Below are 24,243 nucleotides of genomic sequence, written 5' to 3' on the forward strand. Positions count from 1 at the left end.
GGGCCGCGCGCCGGACAAGGCGCCTGATGTCGGCTGCCCTCGCACAAGTCGCAGCTTCGCCGGCCGATGTCGGCTCCCTCCTTTCGCCGGGCGGCATCGAGGCCTGGCGGGTCGAGTCGAGCTTCGTTCCCCTGGTCGCGGTCGCCTTCACGTTCGAGGGCGGTGCCGCGCAGGATCCGCCCGGCAAGGGCGGCGCCGCGCAGATGCTGGCGCGCCTGCTCGACGAGGGAGCGGGCCCGTATCGCTCGGACGAGTTCCAGGAGCGCCTCGCCAACCAGGCGATCGAGCTCGGCTTCACGGCCGGCCCCGACGCCGTCGGCGGATCGCTCAAGACGCTCACGGCCAATGCCGACGAGGCGTTCGAGCTGCTGAGGCTGGCGCTGGTCGAGCCCCGCTTCGACGAGGATGCGATCGAGCGCGTCCGCGCCCAGACCATCGCCGGGCTCCGCTACCAGGCGAACGATCCGGGAAATGTCGCCACGAAGCGCTTCTTCGCCGAGGCCTTCCCGGGGCACCCCTACGGATTGCCCGTTTCGGGCACGATCGAGAGCGTTGCCGCAATCACCCGCGAGGATCTCGTATCCCTGCACCGGCGCATCCTGAGCCGCGGCAAGGTCAAGGTCGCGGTCGTCGGCGACATGAAGGCCGACGAGCTCGCGCTGCGTCTCGACCATGTCTTCGGGGGCCTGCCTGAGAAGCCGGACCTCGCGACCGTGCCGGATGTCGCCCTGCAGGGCTGCGGCCGGCGCGTGGTGGTCGATCTGGACGTGCCGCAATCGGTGATCCGTTTCGGCGTGCCCGGAATCTCCTGGCGCGATCCGGACTTCATCCCCGCCTATGTGCTGAACCACGTGCTGGGCGGGGGCGCCTTCACGTCGCGCCTGTTCCAGGAGGTGCGCGAGAAGCGCGGGCTCGCCTACGGGGTCGGGACCTCGCTCGCGAGCTACCGCAGGACCGCGATCACCTGGGGCTACACGGCGACCAAGAACGAGCGCGTGCTCGAATGCCTCGACGTGATCGCGTCCGAGACGCGGCGCCTCAGCCAGGACGGGCCGACCGACGACGAGCTCGCCAAGGCCAAGGACTATCTCACCGGCTCCTATGCGCTCGGCTTCGACACCTCGACCAAGATCGCCCACCAGCTGGTGCAGATCGCCTTCGAGGAGCTCGGCATCACCTATATCCGCCGCCGCAACGAGCTCGTCGCGGCCGTGACGCAGGAGGATGTCCGGCGGGCCGCGGCGCGGACCATCGGCTCGGCAGAGGCCCTCGTCGTGATCGCGGGTCGGCCGGTCGGCCTGTAGGCCGCCCGGTCAGGCGTCCATCTCCAGCACGGTGAAGCTCGCCGCCTCGGCCGGACAGAGCTCGACCGGCTGGCCGAAGCCGATGCGCCCCTCGCGGCCGAGGATCAGCTCCTCGTGCCGCAGGTGGATGACGTTGTTCCCGGGCGCCACCACGAAGGTGCCGTTCGAGGAGTGGTCGATCAGGACCCAGCGGTCGCGGCGACGCTCGATCGTGGCGTGATTGCGGGACGCGGCGGCGCCGGGCAGGATCACGTCGTTCATCGGCTCCCGGCCGAGGGTCACGGCGCTCCGGTCGGACGGGAACACCAGCGATTTCCCGCTGACGAACAGGCGGAGTTCGGTCGGGCGCTCCTGCGGCGGACCCGCCTGGAGGCCCGGAACCGTTGTCGCTCCCTCCAGGTCGTCGCGCCAGAGCACCTCGACCACCTGCAGGCCCTCGGGCTTCCCCTTGATGGCGATCCAGTCGAATGGGCGGGTCGGAAAGCGCAGGTCGGGCGGCAGCAGCGCCTCGCATTCCCCGGCGGTGATGATCTGGCCGCGCTTGGCGAGCTGGACCATGCGGGCTGCGACGTTGACCGTCGTGCCGAAGAAGTCGCCGTTGTTCTCGATGGCCGGGCCGTAATTGAAGCCGATGCGGAGGCCCTGCGGGATCGGTCCCTGCGGGCCCTGGAGCGGACCCTGCGAATCGATCTTGCGCTGCATCTCGACGGCGGCGATCCAGGTCGGCAGCGGCTCGGGAAACACCGCCATGATCTCGTCGCCTATGGTCTTAACGACCATGCCGCCGTGCTGGCTGACCACGTTCGAGATCAGGGACAGGCACATCTCGATCGCGGCGAGCGCCCCCTGGTTCCCGAAGGCCTCGTAGAGCCGCATGCTGCCGGCGATGTCGGCAAACAGGATGCCGACCGGGCGGGGCTGGCGCCCGCTCGGCCCGCCATGCACCCGGAGCCGCGTCGTATCCCTGGCCATGCGCATGTCCGCGCCGGGCCCGCGATAGGCCCTCTCGACCCGAGATTTGTACTCGCGCCGCCGGGCGCGTGAAAGCCCCGGCCCACCCAGCGTCGATCACCAACGCTGGGGGCCGGGGCATTCTCAGCCGATCAGCGGGTCAGCTTCTTGTGCTTGGTCTTGGTGGGCGTGAGCTCGTCGACCCCGAGGCGCCGCTTCTTGTCTTCCTCGTAATCGTGGAAGTTGCCCTCGAACCACTCGACATGGCCGTCGCCCTCGTAGGCGAGCATGTGGGTGGCGATGCGGTCGAGGAACCAGCGATCGTGGCTGATGATCACCGCGCAGCCGGCGTAATCCTCGAGCGCCTCTTCCAGCGCACGCAGCGTCTCGACGTCGAGATCGTTGGTCGGCTCGTCGAGGAGAAGGACGTTGGCGCCGCTCTTCAGGATCTTGGCCAGGTGCACGCGGTTGCGCTCACCGCCCGAGAGCTGGCCGACCTTCTTCTGCTGGTCGGGTCCCTTGAAGTTGAACGCGCCGCAATAGGCACGGGCGTTCATCTCGCGCTTGCCGAGATAGATGATCTCGTTCCCGCCCGAGATTTCCTCGTAGACGGTCTTGTTCGCGTCGAGCGTGTCGCGGGACTGGTCGACATAGCCGAGATGGACCGTGTCGCCGACCTTGATGGTGCCGGAATCGGGCGTCTCCTGCCCGGCGATCATGCGGAACAGCGTCGTCTTGCCGACGCCGTTCGGGCCGATCACGCCGACGATGCCACCCGGCGGCAGCCGGAACGACAGGTCCTTGATCAGCTCCTTCTCGCCGAAGCCCTTCGACAGGCCCGTGAACTCAATCACATTGTTGCCGAGCCGCTCCTTGATCGGAATGACGATCTGGGCGGCGGTCGGCCCACGCTCCTCGGCCTTGGCGACGAGGTCCTCGTACCGCTGGATACGGGCCTTCGACTTGGCCTGGCGGGCCTTCGGCGAGGCGGACACCCATTCGCGCTCGCGCTCGATCGTGCGCTGGCGGCTCTCGTCCTCGCGCTGCTCCTGGGCGAGGCGCTTCTGCTTCTGCACCAGCCAGGACGAGTAGTTGCCCTGGTAGGGAATGCCGCGGCCGCGATCGAGCTCGAGGATCCAGCCCGTGACGTTGTCGAGGAAGTAGCGGTCGTGGGTGACGATCAGGATCGCGCCCGGATAGTTGCGCAGATGCGCCTCGAGCCAGGCGACCGTCTCGGCGTCCAGGTGGTTGGTCGGCTCGTCGAGGAGCAGCAGGTCGGGTTGCGACAGGAGGAGCTGGCACAGGGCCACGCGGCGCTTCTCGCCGCCCGAGAGCTGCTCCACGCCCCAGTCGCCGGGCGGGCAGCTGAGCGCCTCCATGGCCTGGTCGATGCGGGAATCGAGGTCCCAGAGCCCCTTGGTGTCGATCTCGTCCTGGAGCCGCGTCATCTCGTCGGCGGTCTCCTCCGAGTAGTTCATCGCGAGCTCGTTGTAGCGGTCGAGCACCGCCTGCTGCATGGCGACGCCATCCAGCACGTTCTCGCGGACCGTCTTCGTCGGGTCGAGCTGCGGCTCCTGGGCGAGGTAGCCGACGCGGGCGCCCTCGGCCACGAAGCCCTCGCCCTGCCACTCGGTGTCCACGCCCGCCATGATGCGCAGGAGGGTCGACTTACCCGATCCGTTGACGCCGAGGACGCCGATCTTGGCGTCCGGGTAGAAGGAGAGATTGACGTTGTCCAAGACCTTCTTCCCATTCGGGTAGGTCTTGGTGAGCTCTCGCATATGGTAGATGAATTCGCGGGCCATCGGTCCGGTCCGGGTTTCCTGCAATCTCGGGGAATTGCTTCAGCAAGTAACAGCGCAGGCGCCCGCCTTCAAGGCGCGCGCGGTGGGGCGAAGAGCCTTTCCCGGCGCAATCGTTAAGCACTCGTTTACCATAATGGCTCGATAGCTCCGGAGGGGATCGACTCCGGGGCGCATCGAACATGGAACAGGCACTTCGCATCCAACCCGAGGACATGATGGCGCCGGCACCCGTGCCGGAGCGTCCGAAGCTGGAAGCGGTCAGCGAGGGCGTCGAGAAGGTGCTGCGCTTCGCACCCGCCGCGAAGAGCCCCGAGCCGGATCAGGCCCCCGTTTCGGCCAAGGCGATGGGCCCCGTCACGGCGCGCGAATTCGCCACCGCCATCGATTTCGTCCACGAGGCCGCCCAGGCCATCCGGGCCGCCGAGGACCGGACCCGCGAGGCCGAGGCCCGCACGCAGAACCTCGCCCAGCGCGCGGCGGAGGAGCTGAAGAACGCCGAGCTGCGCATCCAGGCGCTCGAGGCCCGCGTCCGCGCCGCCGAGGGCCGCGCCCAGGAGGCGGAGAACCGGGCCAAGGAGGCGGATGCCTGGCTCCGCCAGATCTTCACCACCATCGCCGAGGAGCTGCCGGTCCGCCGGACCGCCTGACCCCTCTCGCTGCGCCGCCCGCGGGCGGCGCGTTGCGTCCACCGGGACGACATGCGAGGTCCGGTGCCGAAACGGCGCCGGGCCTTTTTCTTTGGCCGCCGTCGCGATCGGGTGGGGAGAGAACGGTTGAACGAACGCGTCGAGGCCATCGAGGAGGCGATCGCCGGTCGGCACAGCGTGCGGGCCTTCAAGCCCGACCCGGTGCCCCGCGACCTCGTCGAGCGCATCCTGAACGTCGCCGCCCGCGCCCCGAGCGGCACGAACATGCAGCCCTGGCGCACCTATGTCCTGGCGGGCGAGGCCAGGGAGGCGCTCTCGGCCGCGCTCCTGGCCGAGCATACCGGCCCGAAATCCGATTACTCGGCCGCCGAGTACCGCTACTACCCCGACGAATTCTTCGAGCCTTATCTCGGCCGCCGGCGGAAGATCGGGTTCGGCCTCTACGGCCTCCTCGGCATCGGGCGCGGCGAGACGGAGAAGATGAAGGCCCAGCACGGCCGCAACCTCGTCTTCTTCGACGCGCCGGTCGGCATGATCTTCACCATCGACCGCCGGCTCGAGATCGGCAGCTGGCTCGATTACGGCATGTTCCTGGAGAACATTGCGATCGCGGCCCGCGCGCATGGCCTCGAGACCTGCATGCAGGCGGCCTTCGCGCCCTTCCACAAGGCGATCCGCCGCCACCTCCCGATCCCCGACAACGAGGTCGTCGTCTGCGGCATCTCCCTCGGCTACGAGAACCTCGACGCGCCCGAGAACGCGCTGCGAACGGAGCGCAGCCCCGCCTCGGAATTCGCGACCTTCCTGGGGTGGGAGGGATAGCGGCGCTCCCCGCTCACAGCCGGCGGAAGCCGGCGCGCCGAGGGGCTGGATCCCGGCCTCAGCCGGGATGAGCGGATGGCGGGCACGCGCCGTCCTTCCCCGGCCCGGGGTCTGGTCCATCGGCACTGTCAAAGAACGGTCTCGTTCCACATCGAGGGGAGCGGGACGCCGGTTCTCCGGCCTTCGGTGATGGTGATTTGCGGATTTGCCAGGTCCCTCCCGGCGTCCCGCGACGGTCTTTTCGGCCCCATAGGCACGCGCCCGGTCAGCCGCCCGGACGCCCCGGCTACCGAACCGAGACCCCGGGACCCGTCCTCCCCTCCGCCAGACGCGACCGGTGCGCACGCGGCTCCCTCGCCGGAGGGGAATAAGTCCTATATAGGAATAAATACTAGATTTGTCAACCCGCGTGATCGCCATGCGGGAAGGGTGCTCCATCCCGGAGCGGCAGCCCCTGCCACGACCGGTCGCAGCGGCTCAGGGCAGTCCAACACCGAACCCTTCCGGCTTTGTCAGCCGTTCAGCGCCCTCCTTTAACGGATGTGATTGAACTGGACGGAGAAGAGGGTGGACAATCTCCCAAGCTGTCCGAGTAATGATGTCCGAGCGCTCGTACTATCGTGCAGATGGGGAGCGACGATGGTGACGCGTTCCTTGCAGACGATGCGTCCGTTCCACGAAGGCTCCGTGAGCCGAGCGTACGGGTCGACGCTGACCGACAATCCTTACACACCCGACCGAACAGAACACCGGGCATGGGCCGTCGGGTGGAAGGAAGTCGATCACGCCCTGAAGCAACTCGCCAAGAGTACCCAGGAGACGCACCGCCGCCGCGCCGTTCCGCTGCACGACGCGCACTCGGGCTTGGCAGCAGCATGACCTGAACGCCGGTCCATCTCGACCGTGCGGTTCCGCGTCGCCGTGCTGCGCAACCGAGTCGGGAGGCGTCCATGAAGCTCATCGCCCTCGCCGTGTGGCCGATCGGTGCGGTTGCCTCCCTTGTCGGCCTGGTGGGTTACGACAGGGGAACCTTCGACGGCGACATCGTTCTCGAGCGGGCCGCGTATTGCGAAACCTTCGTGATCAAGACGCGTCCCGCATACGTCATCGCATCGGATGAGGATGGCTGGCTCGTCGCGTTGGCCAAGGCCAACCGGGTCACGGGGCTCCGTCTGAGCAAGGGCGGCCAGAACGTCGGTCTCGAGGACAACATACGGCTCAACATCAATGTCCAGGGTTGGGAGACGAAATGGGAGTTGGCACGCACCCGGTTCGAGAGTGTCTGCGATCCGGGAGCGCCGACACGTGAGTTCCGCCAGGTCGCCAGCGCGAGCCGGATCGGCACTGGAGGCCGGTGAATCGCGAGGCTTCTTCGGCCTGGCAGGCTCCTTCGCGTGACCCGCCCGTCCCGCGGAAAGGCTCGGCCGGAGATCTCGGCAGCTTGGATGATCGCCCGGATCACTCCGGGTTTCGGCGCCGTCTGAGAGACCGCCAGACGGGGAGGCTTTGATGCTACCAGCTTACGAAGGCGAGGCGTCGCCCCCCTCGCTTCTTGCGAACTCGGCCTTTGTCGAAGGCCTTCCCGTTTTCGATCCCGCCGGAACCCTCGTCGGCAGGGTACGGCATGTGCTCATCGACCCGGCGAGCAGCACATGGTGGCTCGACATCGTATGTTGGTCCCGGCTTCATACCCGGAGGTCCATATGCCGCCTCCCGTGCGCAGCCTTGTCGTACGATCCCAAGCGACGGGAATTCCGGACCGCGATACCCGCTGACGCCTGCCACGGGCGTGAGTTCGAATGCGGGGACAGGACGATCTGGCCGGCCCCCTCGCCCCATGGGGACCACTCGCCGCGTTGGGACGAGCCATTCCACTGGTCGGGCTGAGCGAGGGAGTTCCGAAGCCGCCGGCCCGCCCGAGCCCCGAGCCCCGATCTACCCCTTCCGGTGATCTCGGGCCGTCTCCGGTTGGCTTTGCACGACAATCGGTGAGAACTTGGCACGGTGAACCGTCGCCGTGGGGCTCTCATGCCGGAACATCGCGGGGGACCAACGTCGGAGCCGGATGCCGTTCTGGTCGACCTCGCGCTGCAGGGCGGGGGCGCGCACGGCGCCTTTACCTGGGGCGTGCTGGACCGGCTCCTCGACGAGAAGCGGCTGCGCATCGAGGCGATCTCCGGGACCTCGGCGGGAGCGATGAACGCCGCCGTCCTGGCCGACGGCTACGCCGAGGGCGGGCGAGAAGGCGCGCGGACGGCGCTGGAGACCTTCTGGCGGAAAGTCTCCGACGCGGGGCGGTTCAGTCCCCTCCAGCGCAGCCCGCTCGACGTCCTGTTCGGCCGTTGGACGATGGACAACTCCCCGGCCTTCCTCGCCATGGACCTCATGGCGCGCGTCTTCTCGCCATACGACCTCAATCCGAAGGGGTTCAATCCGCTTCGCAAAATCCTGGCCGAGTGCATCTGCTTCGATCGCCTGGCGGAAGGCCCGATCAGGCTGTTCGTCACCGCCACCAACGTGCATACCGGCCAGGGCCGCGTCTTCCGCAACGGCGAGATCACGCCCGATGTGCTCCTGGCGTCCGGCTGCCTCCCCACGCTCTTTCACGCGGTCGAGATCGACGGCGAGCCCTATTGGGACGGCGGCTATTCCGGCAACCCGACCATCACGCCGCTCGTCCGGGAATGCGCCTCGCAGGACACGATCCTGGTGCAGATCAACCCCGTCGAGCGCTCCGGGACGCCGCGCAGCGCGCGCGAGATCGTCAACCGGCTGAACGAGGTGTCCTTCAATGCGGTGCTCCTGAAGGAGCTGCGCATGATCGCGCTGCTGCGCCAGGTCGCCGATCCGGGCGCCGGCGAGGGGGCGATGTGGGCGGCGATGCGCATCCACCGCGTGGCCAGCGATGGGATGGTCGAGCTCGGCTACTCCTCGAAGCTGAACGCCGAGTGGGAGTTCCTCAGCATGCTGCGGGACATGGGGCGCAACGCCGCCGAGGAGTTCCTCGCCAGGCATGGCAGCGACGTCGGCACCCGCTCGACGCTCGACATCGACCGGCTGGTCGAGCTCGTCTGACGCCGTGGGCCTGCTCGGCATCCTGCTCGGCCTCGGTCTTCTCATCCTGCTCGCGTTCCGCGGCTGGAGCGTGCTGCTCCTGGCCCCCGCCGCCGCGCTGATCGCCGCCGCCCTCTCCCGGGAGCCCCTGCTGGCGAGCTGGACGCAGACCTTCATGGGCAGCGCGGCGCGCTTCCTGGCGCAGTTCTTCCCCCTGTTCCTGCTCGGGGCCGTGTTCGGAAAGCTCATGAACGACACGGGCTCGGTGACGGCGATCGCCGACTTCATCACCACCCGCCTGGGGAAGGAGCGGGCCGTCCTCGCGGTCGTGCTGGCGGGTGCGCTGGTGACCTATGGCGGCGTGTCCCTGTTCGTCGCCTTCTTCGTCCTCGTGCCGATGGCGCAGGCGCTGTTCCGCGCCGCGGAGATCCCGCGCCGGCTGATGCCGGCCGCGATCACGCTCGGCACCTCGACCTTCACGATGACCGCGCTGCCCGGGACGCCCGCCATCCAGAACGCGATCCCGATGCCGTTCTTCGGCACGACGCCCTTCGCGGCCCCCGGCCTCGGGCTCATCGCGGCGGCGCTCATGCTCGGGGTGGGCCTGTGGTGGCTGCGCCATGCCGAGGCCCGGGCCCGCCGGAAGGGCGAAGGCTACGGCGCGGGGCCGGAGGTCGACGCGGCCGCGGCCGCCCGCGACGAGAAGCTGCGCGAGCGCGCCACGACCGCGCGCGAGTTCGATCCCGCCGAGATGGAGCACGGAACGCCCAGCCGGGGCGAGCCGGAGCTCGTCCGGGCCGCCCTGCCGCTCCTCGTCGTCGTCGCCGTCAACCTGCTGATGTCGCTCGCGATCCTGCCGCGGCTCGACGTCTCGTTCCTGGCCGAGGAGCGCTGGGGCAGCACCTCCCTCTCCGCGGTGGCGGGGGTCTGGTCCGTGGTCGTCGCGCTCGCGGCCGCGATCCTGGTCCTGGTCATCCTGAACTGGGGGCGCCTGCCGTCCCTCCGCGAGAGCCTGGATGCGGGCGCCAACGCGTCCGTGCTGCCGGCCTTCAGCATCGCGTCCCTGGTCGGCTTCGGAGCCGTGATCGCGGCGCTTCCCGCCTTCGCGCTCGTCCGCGACTGGGTGCTGACGATCGAGGGCGGCCCGCTCGTCTCGCTCGCCGTGGCGACGAACGTGCTCGCGGCGCTGACCGGATCCGCCTCGGGCGGGCTGACCATCGCGCTCGACGCGCTCGGTGAGACCTACATGGATCTCGCCGCGCAGCTCGGCATCGCGCCTGCCCTCCTGCACCGCGTCGCGGTGATCGGCTCGGGCACGCTCGACATCCTGCCGCATAACGGCGCGGTCGTGTCCCTGCTCGCACTCTGCGGCTCGAGCCACCGCGAGAGCTATTTCGACATCGTCATGGTGGGGATCGTCAGCTCGCTGCTGGCCCTTGCGGCCGTGATCCTCCTCGGCTCGCTCTTCGGCGCATTCTGAGGACGCGAGGGCGGGGACGAGCGCCGCCGATGCCGCTCGTCCCGGCGGGAGCCGGGATCCAGGCCGCCCGGCACCGGCTTTCGCCGGTGCGAGCGGGGAGGCTCGGCCCTTAGAGCGGAATGTTGTCGTGCTTCTTCCAGGGCGTCTCGACCTCCTTCTCGCGCAGCATCGCGAGGGCGCGGGCGATGCGCCGGCGGGTCGAGTGGGGCATGATCACCTCGTCGATATAGCCGCGCTCGGCGGCCACGAAGGGTGACAGGAACCGGTCCTCGTATTCCTTGGTCTTGGCCGCGATCCCGTCCGCATCCATGCCGCGGAAGATGATCTCGACGGCGCCCTTCGCGCCCATCACGGCGATCTGCGCGGTCGGCCAGGCATAGTTGATGTCGCCGCCGACATGCTTCGACGCCATGACGTCATAGGCGCCGCCGAAGGCTTTTCGCGTGATGACGGTGACGAGCGGCACGGTAGCTTCGGAATAGGCGAAGAGCAGCTTCGCGCCGTGCTTGATCAGGCCGCCATATTCCTGCGCCGTCCCGGGCAGGAAGCCCGGCACGTCCTCGAAGGTGACGATCGGGATGTTGAAGGCGTCGCAGAAGCGCACGAAGCGCGCGCCCTTGCGGGAGGCATCCGCGTCGAGCACGCCCGCCAGCACCATCGGCTGGTTGGCCACGAAGCCGACCGTGTGGCCCTCGATGCGGCCGAAGCCCGTGATGATGTTCCGGGCGAAGGATTCCTGGATCTCGAAGAAGTCGCCCTCGTCCACGACCTTCAGGATCAGCTCCTTCATGTCGTAGGGCTTGTTCGGATTGTCGGGCACGAGCGTGTCGAGCGAGTTGTCGACCCGGTCCACGTCGTCGAACGAATCCCAGGTGGGCACGCCCTCCTGGTTGCTCGACGGCAGGAAGTCGACGAGCCGCCGCATCTGCAGCAGCGCCTCCACGTCGTTGTCGTAGGCGCCGTCGGCGATCGAGGACTTGGCCGTGTGCACCTTCGCGCCGCCGAGCTCCTCGGCCGTGACGACCTCGTTGGTCACCGTCTTCACGACGTCCGGGCCGGTCACGAACATGTAGGACGTGTCGCGGACCATGAAGATGAAGTCCGTCATGGCCGGCGAATAGACGTCGCCGCCCGCGCAGGGGCCCATGATGAGGGAGATCTGGGGAATCACCCCGGACGCGATGACGTTGCGCTTGAACACCTCGCCATAGCCGCCGAGCGCCGCGACGCCCTCCTGGATGCGCGCGCCGCCGGCATCGAAGAGGCCGATGATCGGCGCCCTCGCCTTCAGGGCCATGTCCTGGATCTTGGTGATCTTGCGGGCATGCGCCTCCGAGAGCGAGCCGCCGAAGACCGTGAAGTCCTTGGAGAAGACGAAGACGGTGCGGCCGTTGATCGTGCCCCAGCCCGTGACGACGCCGTCGCCGGGGATCTTCACGTTGGCCATGCCGAAATCCGTGCAGCCGTGCTGCACGAACATGTCGAACTCCTCGAAGGAGTTGTGGTCGAGGAGCAGCTCAAGACGCTCGCGGGCCGTGAGCTTGCCGCGCCCGTGCTGGGCGTCGATGCGCTTCTCCCCGCCCCCGAGCCGCGCCGCGGCGCGCCGCTCGGCCAAGAGCTCCAGCATCTCCTTCATGCACCTGTCCCGTATCGTTTCCCCCGCCGCCCTAGCATGTTGCAGAGCCGCGACAAACGGCCCTGGGCGCGGACGGGCACCATCGGGCAGGTGCTTCAGCGCACATCCGTCCGGCGCCGAATGGTCTTGGGTGGTGGTGGCCGAACATGGCCCCGACAGGACGGAGGAGGCACAGATGCCCTTCCTGCACACGTCCATCTCACGCCACGGCGCAATCCGCGCCGAAATGCGCGAGCTCCGAGTCGGGAAAGCAGTCCCCTACCCGGCGGCCTTCCTCGGCCTCTTGGCTGCAAGCTGCACGGCTTCGGCGATCATGACGCTGTTTGCCGCCTGACAGAACTGCGCGTGGGGTTTTGCCACGCGCCCGGTGTGCGGTTGCACACTTCCATGTTGCGCCGCACACCCCATTTCAGCTCGGCTTGGCTGGGGCCAAGGCGAGCAAAACGGAAATGGATCAGAACAACAAGGCTGCGCGCCGACGGCGCAAGGCTCTCGTACGTGGGTTGGAACGACGTCAGGTGCCGTTCGTGCGGCTGGGACTGGCCGTCGTGGCGGCCGTGAGCGCCGCCTCCGCCATCGCTTCGATGTCCACCATGTGAGCCCGCGCCGGGCCGGTTCTAGCCGGCCCGGGCCAGGGCCAGAAATCGCGAGGCGGCGCGAAACTCCGCCTCGCGCCGGCTCCGCCGCTCGGCGGCCTCGTAATCCTCGCCCCAGCGGCTCTCCTGGAAGAACTCATCCGCGTGTGCGGCGCGCCACGCCTCCTCGACAGAGAGGCGGCCGGCGGCATGCATGAGGGCGATCAGCACCGAACCGGTCAGCGTGGTCATCACGTGCAGGGCCGCGAGCGCGAAGGGCGACGATTCGCGGGCGAGTTCGGCCCGGATCGCCGAGAGCGCTGCCTCGGGCTGCTCGACGAACATCACGCCCTCGCTCAGCACGAAATGGGCGCCGAGCTCGTCATGCGCCCAGGCATGGACCGGGTCCCAGGCGGCCGCCTGCTCCGCGACCAGCTTCTCCGGCTCCGCCGCGCGATAGACGACGAGGTCGGACCCGGCATAGCGCACGAGATCCGCCCGAACCTCCTCGGCGCGCGGCGCGACCCCGTCGATGGTCGAGTTCGCCAGCCGCGTCAGCGGCATCGTGGTGGGGTCGACGCTGTCGCCCTGGGCATCCCATTCGGCCGCGACCGCCTCCGCGAGCGGCCGGGTCGGGAGCGCGAGCGGCGCACGGCCCGGCGTGCGCGCCTTCCGGCCGTCCAGCGTCAGGGCGAAGCCGCCCTCCCCCGCCTCGAAGCCGGCCTGCTTGTAGAAGCGCTTCGTGGCGCCCGCTCCATTCTCCGCCATGTCAGGCCGCCTTCGCCCGCGCGGGCAGGAGATCCTCCACGGCCCCGAAGCCGTCGATGATCGCCTCGGCGCCGGCTTCCTCCAGGGCCGCCACCGGATGGTAGCCCCAGGAGACGCCGATCGGCCGCACCCCCGCCGCCCTCGCCATCGCCATGTCGAAGGAGGTGTCCCCGAGCATGGTGGTCGCCTCAGGGCCGATCCCCGTCTCGGCCATGGCCTGGAGGATCATGCCCGGATCGGGCTTCGAGGGCGCGTCGTCCGCCGTCTGGATCGTCGTGAAGAACGAGCGCCAGCCATGCCGCTCGAGAAGATGCGCAACCCCGCGCCGGGACTTGCCGGTCGCGATGCCGAGGAGAAGGTCGTCCCGGGCGGCGAGGCGGCCGATCACCTCCTCCACCTCGGGAAAGAGCGGCTCGACCGTCGCCGGGTCCGCCCGCAGCCGCGCGAAGGCGGCCTTGTAGCCTTCCGCGAGAGCCTCGATCGGGCCGGTCGGGCCGACCAGCGCCGTGAAGGCTTCCGCCAGCGACAGACCGACGATCGAGAGCGAACGCTCGCGGCTCGGCGCCTCGAGCCCGCAGGCCGCGAAGGCGTCGCGCTGGGCGGCGACGATGAGGTTCTGGCTGTCGACGAGCGTGCCGTCGACATCGAGGATCAGGAGTTGCATGGAGCGTGTCATGTAGCGTCCGCCGGCCGCGAAGGCGAGGCGGTGCAGCCAGACGCCGCTCCGACGCTACCGGAGCGGCGGCGCGTAGAGGATGCCGCCCATGCTCCAGAGCTGGTTCAGGCCGCGCGGGATCCCGAGCTTCGACTCGGAGCCGAGATTCCTCTCGAACAGCTCCGCGTAATTTCCGGAGGCCTGGACGGCCTGGAGCGCCCACCCGCTGCCGAGGCCGAGCAGCTCGCCGAAGCCGCCCTCCAGCCCGGCGAAGCGGCGGACGTCGGGCTTTGCCGAGCTCTTCGCATCGGCCGCGTTGGCGGACGTGATCCCGAGTTCCTCGGCGTTCACGAGTGCGAAGTTCACCCACTTCACGACGTTGGACCAGGGGACGTCATCGGCGCGCGTGGCCGGCCCGAGCGGCTCCTTCGAGATGACGTCTGGCAGGACGATCGCGTCCGCCGGGCGGCTGAGGCTCAGGCGCTCCGCGAACAGGGCCGATTGGTCGCGCGTGAGCACGTTGCACTCCCCGCGGTCGAAGGCCCGGAGGGCGTCGGCGCCGCTCTGGAACAGCCGCTCCTCATAGGTGATCGAGTTGGCGCGGAAGAAATCGGCGAGGTTGAGCTGCGTTGTCGTCCCGGCCTGCACGCAGACCTTTGCCTTGTCGAGCTCGAGCGCCGAGGTGACGTTGAGGTTGCGCGGCACCAGAAAGCCCTGGCCGTCATGGTAGGTGATGCCCGCGAAGGTGAGGCCGAGCCCTGCCTCCCTCTCCAGCGTCCAGGTCGAGTTGCGCGACAGGAGGTCGACCCGGCCCGCCTTCAGGGCCTCGAACCGGTTCGCGGCCGAGAGCGGCACGAAGGACACTTTCGTCCGATCATCGAAGATGGCGCCCGCGACGGCGCGGCAGAAATCGACATCGAAGCCGGACCATTGCCCGTCCGGCTTCTGCTCCGAGAAGCCGGGTAGCCCCTCGCTCACGCCGCAAAGCAGCTGGCCACGCTGCTTCACCTGCTCCAGCGTCCCGGCCGAAGCCGCGCCCGCTCCGAGGACAGCCGCCACCGCGACCGCGATCGCCTGCCCCAATCGGGAGATGAGCGTCTTCGACATGATCGGACGGGCTCCTCGCTCCCGGGTTGGTAGGACAGGCATCAGAGGCTCGCCGCGTGGCGGACGATCACCTTCGTGCCGACCGGCACGCGCTCGTAGAGGTCGATGATGTCGCCGTTCGCCAGCCGGAAGCAGCCGGACGAGATGGCGGTACCGATCGTTTCGGGCTGGTTGGTGCCGTGGATGCGGAACACCGTCGAGCCGAGATAGAGCGCCCGCGCGCCCATGGGATTGCCCGGGCCGCCGGCCATGAACCGGGGAAGGTAGGGCTGCCGCGCGATCATCTCCGGCGGCGGCCGCCAGTCCGGCCATTCGGCCTTGCGCGTGACCTTCACGAGGCCGGACCACTGGAAACCCTCGCGGCCGACCCCGATCCCATAGCGAAGCGCGCGGTTGTTCCCCTGGACCACGTAGAGAAAGCGCTCGGAGGTGTGCACCACCACCGTCCCGGGCGCCTCGCTGGAGCGGAAGAAGACCGCCTGCTTGGCGAATGGGCCCTCGGCGATGACCGTCTCCTCACCGGAGACGCGTCCAGGCTCGTCGGGGACATCGGCCAGGTTCGGTTCGGGCTGCCTTCCGGGCTGCGCCCCCGCCGGCACGGCGAGGCCCGCGAGAAGGACGAGCGCAGTGCCGGCGACCCAATTCCGGATGAGGGCTGGCTTCCTTCGCAGGACATCGAGTTCGTCGGGCTGCATGGCCAACTCCACGCTTCCTCGGATCAGGCGCATCGGGCGTAGACGAAGGTGCCGTAACGTCGGCTGACGTCCGGCTCGACGAAGCGCATGAGCACCAATCCGCTGCTCGCGGACAGGATCTCGCGGTCGTCCGGCGCGCCAGGGGGGGCCTCGAAGCCGAGATAGGTCTTGCCGCCCGCGCCGCCCTTCAGCTTGAGCTCATAGAGCTTCGGGTCGTCCGCGACGTGCATCATGACGCCGTCGGTCGGCCCCTTCGCGATCACGTAGGGGCTCTTGCATTCCGCACGGGCCTGGGCCTCGGTTCGCCGGCGATCCTTCTCGTTGTGGAAGGACGCGACGCCCCACCTGCCCACGAGCTGCTCGCGCGCCATGGACGTCGGCCCGGATGCCACCGCGGCGGCCGGGGTGAGAGCGGCTTCGCGCGTCCCGGTCGAGCAGGCCGCCAGCGCCAGGGGCGCCGCGACGAGAAGGCTGCGCCCGAGCAGGCGGGCGCCGGGTTGCGGTTCGAAGGGGCTCATTGCATCGGGTCCTCCCTGCGGAACGTCTGCTGCGGACGTTTCCTTGTCATGTCGTCGAGCGCTCCGGACGTGTCGCCGCAGAAGCCGGCCGAGGGACAAGCTGTCGGCCGGGGCGATCTGCGTCTCCCGCCTACTCCTCCGGCGATTCCTCGATCGGGTCGTAGCGCGAGGCGTCCAGGCCGAGCAGGTTGAAGCTCTGCTGCATGTGGGCCGGAAGCGGGGCCGTGACGTCGATCGGCTTGCCGGTTCGCGGGTGGGGGATGACGATGCGGCGGGCCAGGAGGTGCAGGCGGTTCTGGATGCCGCCGGGGAACTCGTAATTCTCGACGTTGAAGTATTTCGGGTCGCCGATGATCGGGTGCCCGATATGGGCGGCATGCGCGCGCAACTGATGCGTGCGGCCGGTCACGGGCTTCATGGAGAGCCAGGCAAGCTTCTGCCCCGCCTGGTCGACCATCGCGTAGTAAGTGAGTGCGTGGCTCGCCCCGTCCGCGCCGTGCTTGGAGACCGCCATGCGGCTGTCCCCGTCCTCGACCTCCTCGCGCGCGAGATAGGTCGAGATGCGGCCCTGGCGCGTCCGCGGAATTCCGGCGACGAGCGCCCAGTAGATCTTCCGCGTCGCTCGGGAGCGGAACGACTTCGCGAGCGCCGTCGCGGCGAAGCGGGTCTTGGCGATGACGAGGCAGCCGGCCGTGTCCTTGTCGAGCCGGTGTACGAGCCGCGGCTTCTGGCCCTGCCTGTCGCGCAGCGCCTCCAGCATGCCGTCGACATGCCGCTTGGTGCCGGAGCCACCCTGGACGGCGAGACCCGACGGCTTGTTGATGATGAGGACGTCGTCGTCCTCGTAGAGCGCGTTCTGCCGGAAGAAGAGCGCGTCCTTCGATTCCTCCCCCGGGACTCTGCTGGAGGGCGGCTTCTGCTCGAGCTTCAGGGGCGGGATGCGGACCTGCTGCCCGGCCTCCAGCCGATCGTTCGGCTTGGCGCGCTTGCCGTCGATCCGGAGCTCGCCCTTCCTGACGATGCGCTGGATATGGGCAAAGGACAGGTCCGGGAACCGAGCCGTGAGGAAACGGTCCACCCGCATCCCGGTCTCGTCCGGCTCGACCGTGACGGTCTGGACGCCGACGGCAGGCGCGGCATCGGCCTGCTTGGGCTCGGGCCGCAGCTTGGGCTCGGGCCTCGGCTTGGGCGCGGCAGCCTTGCTGGGAGAGGCCGCCGCCTGCTCGTCCGCGCGATTCTGCGGCGGCCGCTTCGGCGCGCCGGCGCGCGTCGATGCAGGGCGGGGGCGGCCCTCCATGCGCGGCTCGGTCGGCCGCCCTGCGCCGCGGCCGGCGCCTGGACGCGGCCGGCCGGCCCTGCCGCGGGCTTCGCCGCCTAGTCTTGGTCCCTTCATGGCTCCTCCGTACCATCGGCGGGGTCCAGGGGCCATGGCCACCGCTCACCCCAGGGCGCGAATACTTGCGAGCCCGATCGCGAGCGCCCCGATCGAGAGGACGACGGAGCCGAGCACGTAGGCGGCGGCCGTCGCGGCGTCGCCGCGCTCCCACAACAGCGCCGCGTCCAGCGAGAAGGCCGAGAAGGTCGTGAAGCCGCCGAGGATGCCGGTCATGAGGAAGAGACGGAACGACTGGCTCCAGGCCACCTCCGCCCTGAAGGCGAGCCAGCCCGCGAGCAGCCCCATGATCAGCGAGCCGACGACGTTCACGGTCAGCGTTCCCCAGGGGAAGGCCGTCCCGCACAATCTCGCGCAGCCGAGATTGACGCCATGGCGAAGGACCCCGCCGATGCCGGCGCCGAGGAAAACGAGAAGGGTAGCCTGCATGCCGGAGAGCTATCCCGCCGCGGCGACAAGATGAAGCTGTGCTTTGTACTGCCCGGGCGACCGGCGGGCGCCGGCGAGCATTGAAGGCGGTGCCTCGACGGCGCTAGTGTTCCGGCAGGGATGGATGGGCACGATGACAGAGGCGAAGGAAGCGGATCCACGCCGGGCGCACCACGACATGGGCGGCCTGAGCAAGTATCTCTGCGAGACCGTCGACATCGAGCCGCACGCTCTGACGGATCTCGACAAGCAGACCGATGCCCTCCGGCAGCTGCTGTCCCTGAAGGGCCTGATGACCGTCGACGAGCTTCGCCGGGGGATCGAGGAGATCCCGCCGGACGACTACGACCGCCTGAGCTACTACCAGCGCTGGATCCGCTCGATGACGGCGAACCTCCTGCGCAAGGGCGTCGTGAGCGAAGCGGAGCTGCGCGCGCGCCTGGAGGCGGGCTCGTGACGAGCTTCGCGCCCGGCACCCGCGTTCGGGTGAAGGATGCCTGGCCGGAGGCGGGCGGCCCGGTCCATATCCGCACGCCGCATTACGTCCGCGGCGAGGTGGGGACGATCGTGCGGCATCTCGGGGATTTTCCCAATCCCGAGGACATCGCCTTTGCCCGCCCGGCTCCGGACCGGGGGCTCTACCACGTCAGCTTTCCCCTCAAGCAGCTCTGGCCCGATGCGAGCGGGGACGAGCTCGTGATCGAAATCTACGACCATTGGCTGGAGGCCACCGCATGAACGTGCTCGAAGCGGAAAGCGGCGCCCTTTTCACCGCGCTCTCCGGCCTCCTCTACGAGAAGGGGTTCCTGACCCCGGCGGAGCTCTCCGAGCGAGTTGCCGTCACGGAGCGGGCGTCCCCCGCGCAAGGCGCCCGGATGGTGGCCAAGGCCTGGACGGACCCGGGATACCGCGAGCTCATGCTTCGCGACGGCACGGCGGCCGCGGAAGCCACCGGCGCCTTCATGCGCGGCTCCCCTCCCCTCGGGGTCCTCGCCAACGAGCCCGGCCTGCACCACCTCGTCGTGTGCACGCTCTGCTCCTGCTACCCGCGCGCCGTGCTCGGCTACCCGCCCTTCTGGTTCAAATCCGCCACCTACCGCGCCCGCGCCGTCCGCGACCCGCGCGGCGTGCTTGCGGAATGGGGCACGGTGCTCCCGGACGACACCAGGCTGCGCGTCGTCGATTCGACCGCAGATTACCGCTGGATGGTCCTCCCGATGCGTCCGGAAGGGACGGATGGCTGGAGCGAGGAGCAGCTTGCCGCCCTCGTGTCCGAGGGCGACATGATCGGCGTGACCGTGCCGTCGCCGAACCGCGAGCGTGGCCGGGCCAGCATTCCGCGCCGCGGGAGCTGAGGCCGGCTCCTACCCGCCGCTTCGCGCCGCGGACGCAGCCTCGAGCCGCCGCGGCGTACCGTAGGCCTTCATGGCCATGGCGAGGTCGATCGCCCTCCGGCCTTCCGCGTCGGTGAGGTCGGGATCTGCACCCCGCTCCAGCAGCAGGTCGACGATGCCGGTGCGATCGAACATCGCCGCCACCATCAGGGCCGTGCGCCCGCCCGGCGCGCAGGCATTCACGTCCGCTCCCCCATCCAGCAGGGCCGCCACGACCTGCTCGGCGCCCTTGAACGAGGCAGCCGCGAGCGCCGTCTGGCCGCGATCGTTGTAGCGATCCGGATCCGCCCCGCGGGCCAGCAGCATGGCCGCCGTCGCATGGTGGCCGTGATAGCTCGCCAGGATCAGGAGCGTGTCGCCCTTGTCGTTGGTCAGGTTCGGCGGCACGCCCTGCGCCACCAGATCCTCAAGCTCGGCCGTATGGCCGCCGCGTGCGAGGTCGAAGCATCGGCCGGCAAAGGCGATGGTCCCGGCATCGAGGACGGGCCGGGTCGGATCTGGGTCGCTGGTCATCTGGTCTTCATGCGGTGCTTCGGTCAGCGCGCGGGAGCGGGCGTCGCCTGTCCCCCGGAGCCTTGCTGGCTCCACTGATACATCTGCCCGCAGGTGAGAAGCTCCACGTAGCTGGGCATCCCCCCGATGGTCACGTTCGCCAGGCAGGTCCGTCGCACGCTCGCCGGGAAGGTGGCCCAGACCCGCTTCAGTTCATCACGCGCCGCCCGCTCGTCCCGCTCGCAGGATTGGGGAGTCCCGATCATGTCGGGGACGTGGATGCTGCACGCCTTCTTGATATCGAAGTTCGGCACCTGCACTCGAGCCGCGCCCATCAACGCCACGGAGCCGGCGACAACAAGCCAGGTGAGCTTGCTCATGGGTTCCTCCAGCAGATCCCCTGTCGCGGAAAGGTCGGCCGGTCGCTTTGGTTCCGCTCAGGCGCCGCGGCCCCTCCGCAATTGCCGCCAATGGGCGAGGCGCTCGCCGATCTGGGCCTCGAGTCCGCGACCGGTCGGCTCGTAGAAGGTCTGCCGTCCGAGCTTATCGGGCCAGTAATCCTGCCCCGAGAACGCGTCCGGCTCGTCATGATCGTAGCGGTAGCCGGAGCCGTAGCCCTCGCGCTTCATGAGCTTCGTCGGCGCGTTCAGGATCGTCTTGGGCGGCATCAGCGAGCCGTGCTCCTTGGCGACACGGGTCGCGGCCTTGTAGGCGACGTAGAGGGCGTTCGATTTCGGCGCGGTCGCCAGGTAGACGGCGGCCTGCGCCAGCGCGAGTTCGCCCTCCGGCGAGCCGAGGAAGTCGAATGCATCCTTGGCGGCGTTCGCCACCACGAGCGCCTGCGGGTCAGCCATGCCGATATCCTCGACCGCCGCACGGACCAGCCGGCGCGCGATGAAGAGCCGGTCCTCGCCGGCATCCAGCATGCGGGCCAGATAGTAGAGCGCGGCGTCCGGATCGGAGCCGCGGATCGTCTTATGCAAGGCGGAGATGAGGTTGTAGTGGCCCTCCTGCCCCTTGTCGTAGATGGGCGCCCGCCGCTGCACGATCTCCTGGAGCTGCGCGGAATCGAAGATCTCGCCGGGCTTCGCCGAACGCCAGACCTCCTCGGCGAGCGTCAGGGCGGCGCGGCCGTCCCCGTCCGCCATGCGGGCGAGCGAGGCCCGGCCCTCCTCGTCGAGCGGAAGCGGCTTGTCCTCAATCTCCTCGGCACGGGCGAGGAGGAGTGCGATGGCCTCCTCGTCCAGGGCCCGGAAGATCATCACCCGGGCCCGGGAGAGAAGCGCCGCATTGAGCTCGAAGGACGGGTTCTCGGTCGTCGCGCCGACCAGCGTAACCGTCCCGTCCTCCATCACGGGCAGGAAGGCATCGAGCTGGGCGCGGTTGAAGCGGTGGATCTCGTCGACGAAGAGCAGGGTCCCCTGCCCCATGGCCCGTCTCGCGCGCGCCGCCTCGAAGATCTTCTTCAGATCCGCGACCCCGGAGAAGATCGCCGAGATCTGCTCGAAATGGAGCTTCGTCTCTCCGGCCAGCAGGCGGGCGACGGTCGTCTTCCCGGTGCCGGGCGGGCCCCAGAACACGAGGGAGCCCAGGGAGCCGGACTGGATCAGCCGGCTCAGCGCCCCGTCGGGGCCGACGAGGTGGTCCTGGCCGACCACCTCCGAGAGGTGCCGCGGCCGCATGCGGTCGGCGAGGGGCCGCGGCGCATCCTGGTCGAGGCGGGCGGCGGCGAAGAGATCGGACATGCACCCAATGTCTGCCTCGCCGGCCGGAGTGCAAGCCTCACGCTGGCCGCACGGCGCTCTGCCTGAGCCCGCGCCATTGCAGCCCGGCATACATGGCGGCGACGGCCGCCTGGGCCAGGATGAACACGGTCCCGGCGCGGGTCGGCTGCACGAGGCCTCCATAGGCGACGGCGAGAGACTCCGCCGCCCAGAGGAGGTTGAAGCCGATCACCGCCCGGACGATCGCGCCCGGAACGACGGGCCGAAGCGCCAGGACACCCAGAAGCACCGCGAAGGCACCGAGCGCGAGCCCCGCCCCGAGCAGGAGCCCGAAGGGCAGGCCGAAGGAGCGGGTGAGCAGGCCGGACGCGACGAGAAGAAAGATCGAAAACCCTGCATTCGTGGTCGCGTTCGAGAGCAGGCCCTGGCGGAGATAGGAAGCGGGAACGAGCAGCATGGTCGTCTCCTTTGCTGATGGGCGGCGCGGAGGGGCGCCGTTCGGCCGGAGGGAATTAGGCGATGGCGACCCCGGGACGCGCCGCGCCCCGAAGGCCCGCGACCTGCGCGGCTGCGAGCGCCGCCACCGCAAGCGCCTGGGCCGCCACGAACGCGATGCCGAACCCGTTGGGCTCGATCCAGCCGCTGGCCAGAAGCGCGAAGCTGTCGATCGCCCACAGGGCGTTCACGACGACGATCGCGCGCACGGCCGGGCGGGACGGCGCCTCCGAGCGGGCGGCGAGCCCGACCATCACGGCGAAGGGCAGGAGCAAGATCCCGGCCCAGCGCAGAAGCGGCTCCGGCAGGGACAGCAGGCCGGACAAGGGGCCGGCCCCGGCCGCCATGAGGAGGCCGGTCGCGCCGCTGGCGACGGCATCGGCGATCAGCGCGTAGCGCAGGACTGCGTTCGGGCGAGAGGTCATTCGGAAGCTCCTTCGTTTCAGCGGAGCCAGGATCGGCGGCCCGAGGCGGCCCGTCGATTAAGCCGGAGGTAATCGTCTGCGGGGTGTGGCTGGGCTAGGCTTGCCCATGGCCTCCACCAGACCCATCGGCGACCATCTGCGGACATGGCGGCAGCGCCGCCGCATGAGCCAGCTCGACCTCGCCCTCGAGGCGGAGGTCTCGCAGAAGCATCTCAGCTTCGTCGAAAGCGGCCGCTCCGCGCCGAGCCGCGACATGGTGCTCCGTCTCGCCGAGCGGCTTTCGGTGCCCCTCCGGGAGCAGAACCTCATGCTGCTTTCCGCCGGCTACGCCCCGAGCTATCCCGAGCGCAGCCTGGAGGATCCGGCGCTGAAGACCGCGCGCGAGGTGGTCGAGATGATCCTCAAGGGCCACGAACCCTATCCGGCCCTCGCGATCGACCGGCACTGGCGCATGGTCGCCGCCAATGCGGCGGTCGCGCCGCTTCTCGCCGGCGTGACCGAGAGCTCGCTGCTCCGGCCGCCCGTGAACGTCCTGCGCCTCAGCCTTCATCCGGGCGGGCTCGCCCCCGCCATCGTCAACCTCGCCGAGTGGCGGGAGCATCTCCTTCACCGGCTTCGCGAGCAGGTCGCGGCGACCGGCGACCCCGTGCTCATCCGGCTCCTGAACGAGCTCTCGGGCTTCCCGGCTCCCGAACCCGGCCCTCCCGCCGCCGAGAGCCGCGACTATGCAGGCCTGGCGGTGCCGCTGCGGATCCGCTCGCCGGCGGGCACGCTGTCCTTCATCTCCTGCACGACGGTGTTCGGCACGCCCCTGGACGTGACGCTTTCGGAGCTGGCGCTCGAAACCTTCTTCCCGGCCGATCCGGAGACGGCCGCGGCCTTGCGCGCCGCCTAGACCGCAACGCGAGCGGACGGTTTCGGCTTCGCCGAGAATCCGCTATGGAGCAGCCGCGGTCGCCGGTGTAGCACAGCGGTAGTGCAGCGGTTTTGTAAACCGAAGGTCGGGGGTTCGATCCCCTCCGCCGGCACCGCGTTTCGTTCGTAACATCAGATACTCAGGATGAGATCTGGTAGGCCCGAAAGCCTGCCTGCCCGCCGCGCAGCGCGATCGAATTCGAGCTCGAATTCGGTCCGCTAAGGGTGGTTTGCGGACGCTGATCGGTCCGTCATGATCGGCCGTATGGACGAGGCTTTCGCCACCGCTTTCACTCCGTTGATCGGCCTACCCTGTTGGCGTGTCGAACGCGGGCAAGGGAGCATACTGTCGTTCGAGTTCGGATCACCTCGCCTTCTCGTGCGTGAGCCATTCGTCCCGACTTCATCGCTACCCAGAGTGTGCCAGTTTGCGGCGCGGCGGGTCGTCAGACCCATCGGAGAGTGGAACCTCTTCGTCTTCTGCTGCCATTGGCGCGTCACCGCCTCGGGTGACACTCTAGCCGATGATGACAGCCCTCAGGAGCAGATCGAAGCCGCTGCGGGTCTGATGGATGGTCAGAAGCTCACGGCATTCACGCTCGACGCGACCACTCGGCAAACAGCCTTTTCGTTCGACCTCGGCGCGGCTTTGACGACCTGGCCTTACGAAGCGAACGAAGAGGAACAGTGGTCGCTTTATCTCCCCAGCAACCGCGTCCTGTCTTATAGGGCTGACGGTCGCTTCAGCCTCGGTGCTGACGACGAGGAACCGGGGCAAGAGGTCTGGCACACGGTCGCCCAGAGTGTGCGCGTCCCATAGGCTGATGGTCCGAGTTGGGTGGAGAGCGGTCCCTTGGAAACATTGGATCGCGCGCTGGACCCTGATTGGGTCCGGGCTATCGCCCGCGTGCCCGAGACGGTTTAGGAGGCCGTGTTGGGCTTCCGGCAAGAACCTGCAT

The 24,243-nt window shown here is 69.1% G+C and carries 28 protein-coding genes and 1 tRNA gene; 14 read left to right on the top strand and 15 right to left on the bottom strand.

From position 1 onward, the window contains the following. The first annotated feature begins 26 nt into the window (after positions 1–26). Positions 27–1,304, top strand: a complete 1,278-nt coding sequence (locus ACO2SS_RS09860) for a M16 family metallopeptidase (protein WP_423277461.1) — start codon at positions 27–29, stop codon at positions 1,302–1,304. A 9-nt stretch (positions 1,305–1,313) separates the two neighbouring features. Here the strand turns inward: ACO2SS_RS09860 and ACO2SS_RS09865 are convergent, their stop codons facing one another. Both ACO2SS_RS09865 and ettA read right to left on the bottom strand, forming a co-directional pair. Further along, complete coding sequence (locus ACO2SS_RS09865; RefSeq protein WP_423277462.1) at positions 1,314–2,276, bottom strand: adenylate/guanylate cyclase domain-containing protein; 963 nt, start codon at positions 2,274–2,276, stop codon at positions 1,314–1,316. A gap of 131 nt (positions 2,277–2,407) precedes the next feature. Next, positions 2,408–4,060 (bottom strand): energy-dependent translational throttle protein EttA, encoded by a 1,653-nt coding sequence (gene ettA, locus ACO2SS_RS09870; RefSeq protein ID WP_423277463.1) that lies wholly within the window; start codon positions 4,058–4,060, stop codon positions 2,408–2,410. 179 nt (positions 4,061–4,239) lie between these two features. On the opposite strand from ettA, the gene ACO2SS_RS09875 reads away from it, so the two are divergent. From ACO2SS_RS09875 to ACO2SS_RS09895, 5 genes are all read left to right on the top strand, one after another. Next, positions 4,240–4,707: a hypothetical protein gene (locus ACO2SS_RS09875; RefSeq protein WP_423277464.1), complete on the top strand. Its 468-nt coding sequence runs from the start codon at positions 4,240–4,242 to the stop codon at positions 4,705–4,707. 126 nt (positions 4,708–4,833) lie between these two features. Further along, entirely contained in the window at positions 4,834–5,529 is a 696-nt protein-coding gene (locus ACO2SS_RS09880; RefSeq protein WP_423277465.1) for a nitroreductase, read from the top strand. A 950-nt stretch (positions 5,530–6,479) separates the two neighbouring features. Then, positions 6,480–6,887, top strand: coding sequence for a hypothetical protein (locus ACO2SS_RS09885; protein WP_423277466.1), 408 nt, complete (start codon positions 6,480–6,482; stop codon positions 6,885–6,887). 670 nt (positions 6,888–7,557) lie between these two features. Then, positions 7,558–8,604, top strand: a complete 1,047-nt coding sequence (locus ACO2SS_RS09890; RefSeq protein ID WP_423277493.1) for a patatin-like phospholipase family protein — start codon at positions 7,558–7,560, stop codon at positions 8,602–8,604. 4 nt (positions 8,605–8,608) lie between these two features. Continuing rightward, complete coding sequence (locus ACO2SS_RS09895) at positions 8,609–10,063, top strand: GntP family permease (protein ID WP_423277494.1); 1,455 nt, start codon at positions 8,609–8,611, stop codon at positions 10,061–10,063. A gap of 109 nt (positions 10,064–10,172) precedes the next feature. On the opposite strand, the gene ACO2SS_RS09900 is transcribed toward ACO2SS_RS09895, so the two are convergent. Further along, positions 10,173–11,699, bottom strand: coding sequence for an acyl-CoA carboxylase subunit beta (locus ACO2SS_RS09900; protein ID WP_423277467.1), 1,527 nt, complete (start codon positions 11,697–11,699; stop codon positions 10,173–10,175). 175 nt (positions 11,700–11,874) lie between these two features. On the opposite strand from ACO2SS_RS09900, the gene ACO2SS_RS09905 reads away from it, so the two are divergent. Further along, on the top strand, positions 11,875–12,033 hold the full coding sequence (locus tag ACO2SS_RS09905) for a hypothetical protein (RefSeq protein ID WP_423277468.1): 159 nt from the start codon (positions 11,875–11,877) through the stop codon (positions 12,031–12,033). A gap of 115 nt (positions 12,034–12,148) precedes the next feature. Beyond that, positions 12,149–12,298, top strand: a complete 150-nt coding sequence (locus ACO2SS_RS09910) for a hypothetical protein (RefSeq protein WP_423277469.1) — start codon at positions 12,149–12,151, stop codon at positions 12,296–12,298. Positions 12,299–12,316: 18 nt separating this feature from the next. On the opposite strand, the gene ACO2SS_RS09915 is transcribed toward ACO2SS_RS09910, so the two are convergent. The 7 genes from ACO2SS_RS09915 to crcB all read right to left on the bottom strand — a co-directional run bounded on the left by ACO2SS_RS09915 (position 12,317) and on the right by crcB (position 17,839). Continuing rightward, the gene (locus ACO2SS_RS09915) at positions 12,317–13,042 is read right to left on the bottom strand and encodes an ATP12 family chaperone protein (RefSeq protein WP_423277470.1); all 726 of its coding nucleotides are present in this window, start codon (positions 13,040–13,042) and stop codon (positions 12,317–12,319) included. A 1-nt stretch (position 13,043) separates the two neighbouring features. Further along, positions 13,044–13,718 (bottom strand): HAD-IA family hydrolase, encoded by a 675-nt coding sequence (locus tag ACO2SS_RS09920; RefSeq protein WP_423277471.1) that lies wholly within the window; start codon positions 13,716–13,718, stop codon positions 13,044–13,046. 54 nt (positions 13,719–13,772) lie between these two features. Further along, positions 13,773–14,789: an amino acid ABC transporter substrate-binding protein gene (locus ACO2SS_RS09925; RefSeq protein WP_423277495.1), complete on the bottom strand. Its 1,017-nt coding sequence runs from the start codon at positions 14,787–14,789 to the stop codon at positions 13,773–13,775. Between the two features lie 56 nt (positions 14,790–14,845). After that, entirely contained in the window at positions 14,846–15,499 is a 654-nt protein-coding gene (locus ACO2SS_RS09930) for a L,D-transpeptidase (RefSeq protein ID WP_423277473.1), read from the bottom strand. A gap of 23 nt (positions 15,500–15,522) precedes the next feature. Further along, positions 15,523–16,017 carry a hypothetical protein gene (locus ACO2SS_RS09935; RefSeq protein ID WP_423277474.1) on the bottom strand — a complete coding sequence of 165 codons (495 nt, stop codon included), beginning with the start codon at positions 16,015–16,017 and terminating at the stop codon, positions 15,523–15,525. A 130-nt stretch (positions 16,018–16,147) separates the two neighbouring features. Beyond that, positions 16,148–17,446, bottom strand: coding sequence for an RluA family pseudouridine synthase (locus tag ACO2SS_RS09940; protein WP_423277475.1), 1,299 nt, complete (start codon positions 17,444–17,446; stop codon positions 16,148–16,150). Between the two features lie 9 nt (positions 17,447–17,455). After that, positions 17,456–17,839, bottom strand: a complete 384-nt coding sequence (gene crcB, locus ACO2SS_RS09945) for a fluoride efflux transporter CrcB (RefSeq protein WP_423277476.1) — start codon at positions 17,837–17,839, stop codon at positions 17,456–17,458. Between the two features lie 133 nt (positions 17,840–17,972). On the opposite strand from crcB, the gene ACO2SS_RS09950 reads away from it, so the two are divergent. From ACO2SS_RS09950 to ACO2SS_RS09960, 3 genes are read left to right on the top strand one after another with little or no spacing between them, the layout of a single operon-like run. Beyond that, positions 17,973–18,296 (top strand): hypothetical protein, encoded by a 324-nt coding sequence (locus ACO2SS_RS09950; RefSeq protein WP_423277477.1) that lies wholly within the window; start codon positions 17,973–17,975, stop codon positions 18,294–18,296. Continuing rightward, positions 18,293–18,577, top strand: a complete 285-nt coding sequence (locus tag ACO2SS_RS09955) for an SH3-like domain-containing protein (RefSeq protein WP_423277478.1) — start codon at positions 18,293–18,295, stop codon at positions 18,575–18,577. The genes ACO2SS_RS09950 and ACO2SS_RS09955 overlap by 4 nt, the downstream gene beginning before the upstream one ends. Then, positions 18,574–19,194, top strand: coding sequence for a nitrile hydratase subunit alpha (locus tag ACO2SS_RS09960; protein ID WP_423277479.1), 621 nt, complete (start codon positions 18,574–18,576; stop codon positions 19,192–19,194). Before ACO2SS_RS09955 ends, ACO2SS_RS09960 begins: the two co-directional genes overlap by 4 nt. Positions 19,195–19,203: 9 nt before the next feature. Here the strand turns inward: ACO2SS_RS09960 and ACO2SS_RS09965 are convergent, their stop codons facing one another. Genes ACO2SS_RS09965 through ACO2SS_RS09985 form a run of 5 tightly spaced genes read right to left on the bottom strand, consistent with a single transcriptional unit; the run spans position 19,204 to position 22,369 of the window. Then, positions 19,204–19,746, bottom strand: a complete 543-nt coding sequence (locus ACO2SS_RS09965) for an ankyrin repeat domain-containing protein (RefSeq protein WP_423277480.1) — start codon at positions 19,744–19,746, stop codon at positions 19,204–19,206. Positions 19,747–19,769: 23 nt separating this feature from the next. Next, positions 19,770–20,105: a hypothetical protein gene (locus ACO2SS_RS09970; RefSeq protein ID WP_423277481.1), complete on the bottom strand. Its 336-nt coding sequence runs from the start codon at positions 20,103–20,105 to the stop codon at positions 19,770–19,772. Between the two features lie 57 nt (positions 20,106–20,162). Then, positions 20,163–21,470 (bottom strand): replication-associated recombination protein A, encoded by a 1,308-nt coding sequence (locus ACO2SS_RS09975; RefSeq protein WP_423277482.1) that lies wholly within the window; start codon positions 21,468–21,470, stop codon positions 20,163–20,165. Positions 21,471–21,507: 37 nt separating this feature from the next. After that, a complete protein-coding gene (locus tag ACO2SS_RS09980; RefSeq protein WP_423277483.1) occupies positions 21,508–21,906 on the bottom strand; it encodes a hypothetical protein in 399 nt (132 codons plus the stop codon). Positions 21,907–21,961: 55 nt separating this feature from the next. Then, complete coding sequence (locus ACO2SS_RS09985) at positions 21,962–22,369, bottom strand: hypothetical protein (protein ID WP_423277484.1); 408 nt, start codon at positions 22,367–22,369, stop codon at positions 21,962–21,964. Between the two features lie 106 nt (positions 22,370–22,475). Here ACO2SS_RS09985 and ACO2SS_RS09990 point away from each other — a divergent pair, with 106 nt between their 5' ends. From ACO2SS_RS09990 to ACO2SS_RS10000, 3 genes are all read left to right on the top strand, one after another. Continuing rightward, positions 22,476–23,264, top strand: a complete 789-nt coding sequence (locus tag ACO2SS_RS09990) for a helix-turn-helix domain-containing protein (RefSeq protein WP_423277485.1) — start codon at positions 22,476–22,478, stop codon at positions 23,262–23,264. Positions 23,265–23,325: 61 nt separating this feature from the next. Further along, a tRNA-Thr gene (locus ACO2SS_RS09995) sits at positions 23,326–23,397 on the top strand. Positions 23,398–23,549: 152 nt separating this feature from the next. Beyond that, entirely contained in the window at positions 23,550–24,104 is a 555-nt protein-coding gene (locus ACO2SS_RS10000; RefSeq protein WP_423277486.1) for a hypothetical protein, read from the top strand. Positions 24,105–24,243 lie beyond the last annotated feature (139 nt).

Source organism: Enterovirga sp. CN4-39, assembly GCF_049446235.1.
In the GTDB taxonomy this organism is placed as follows: Bacteria; Pseudomonadota; Alphaproteobacteria; order Rhizobiales; family Beijerinckiaceae; genus Enterovirga.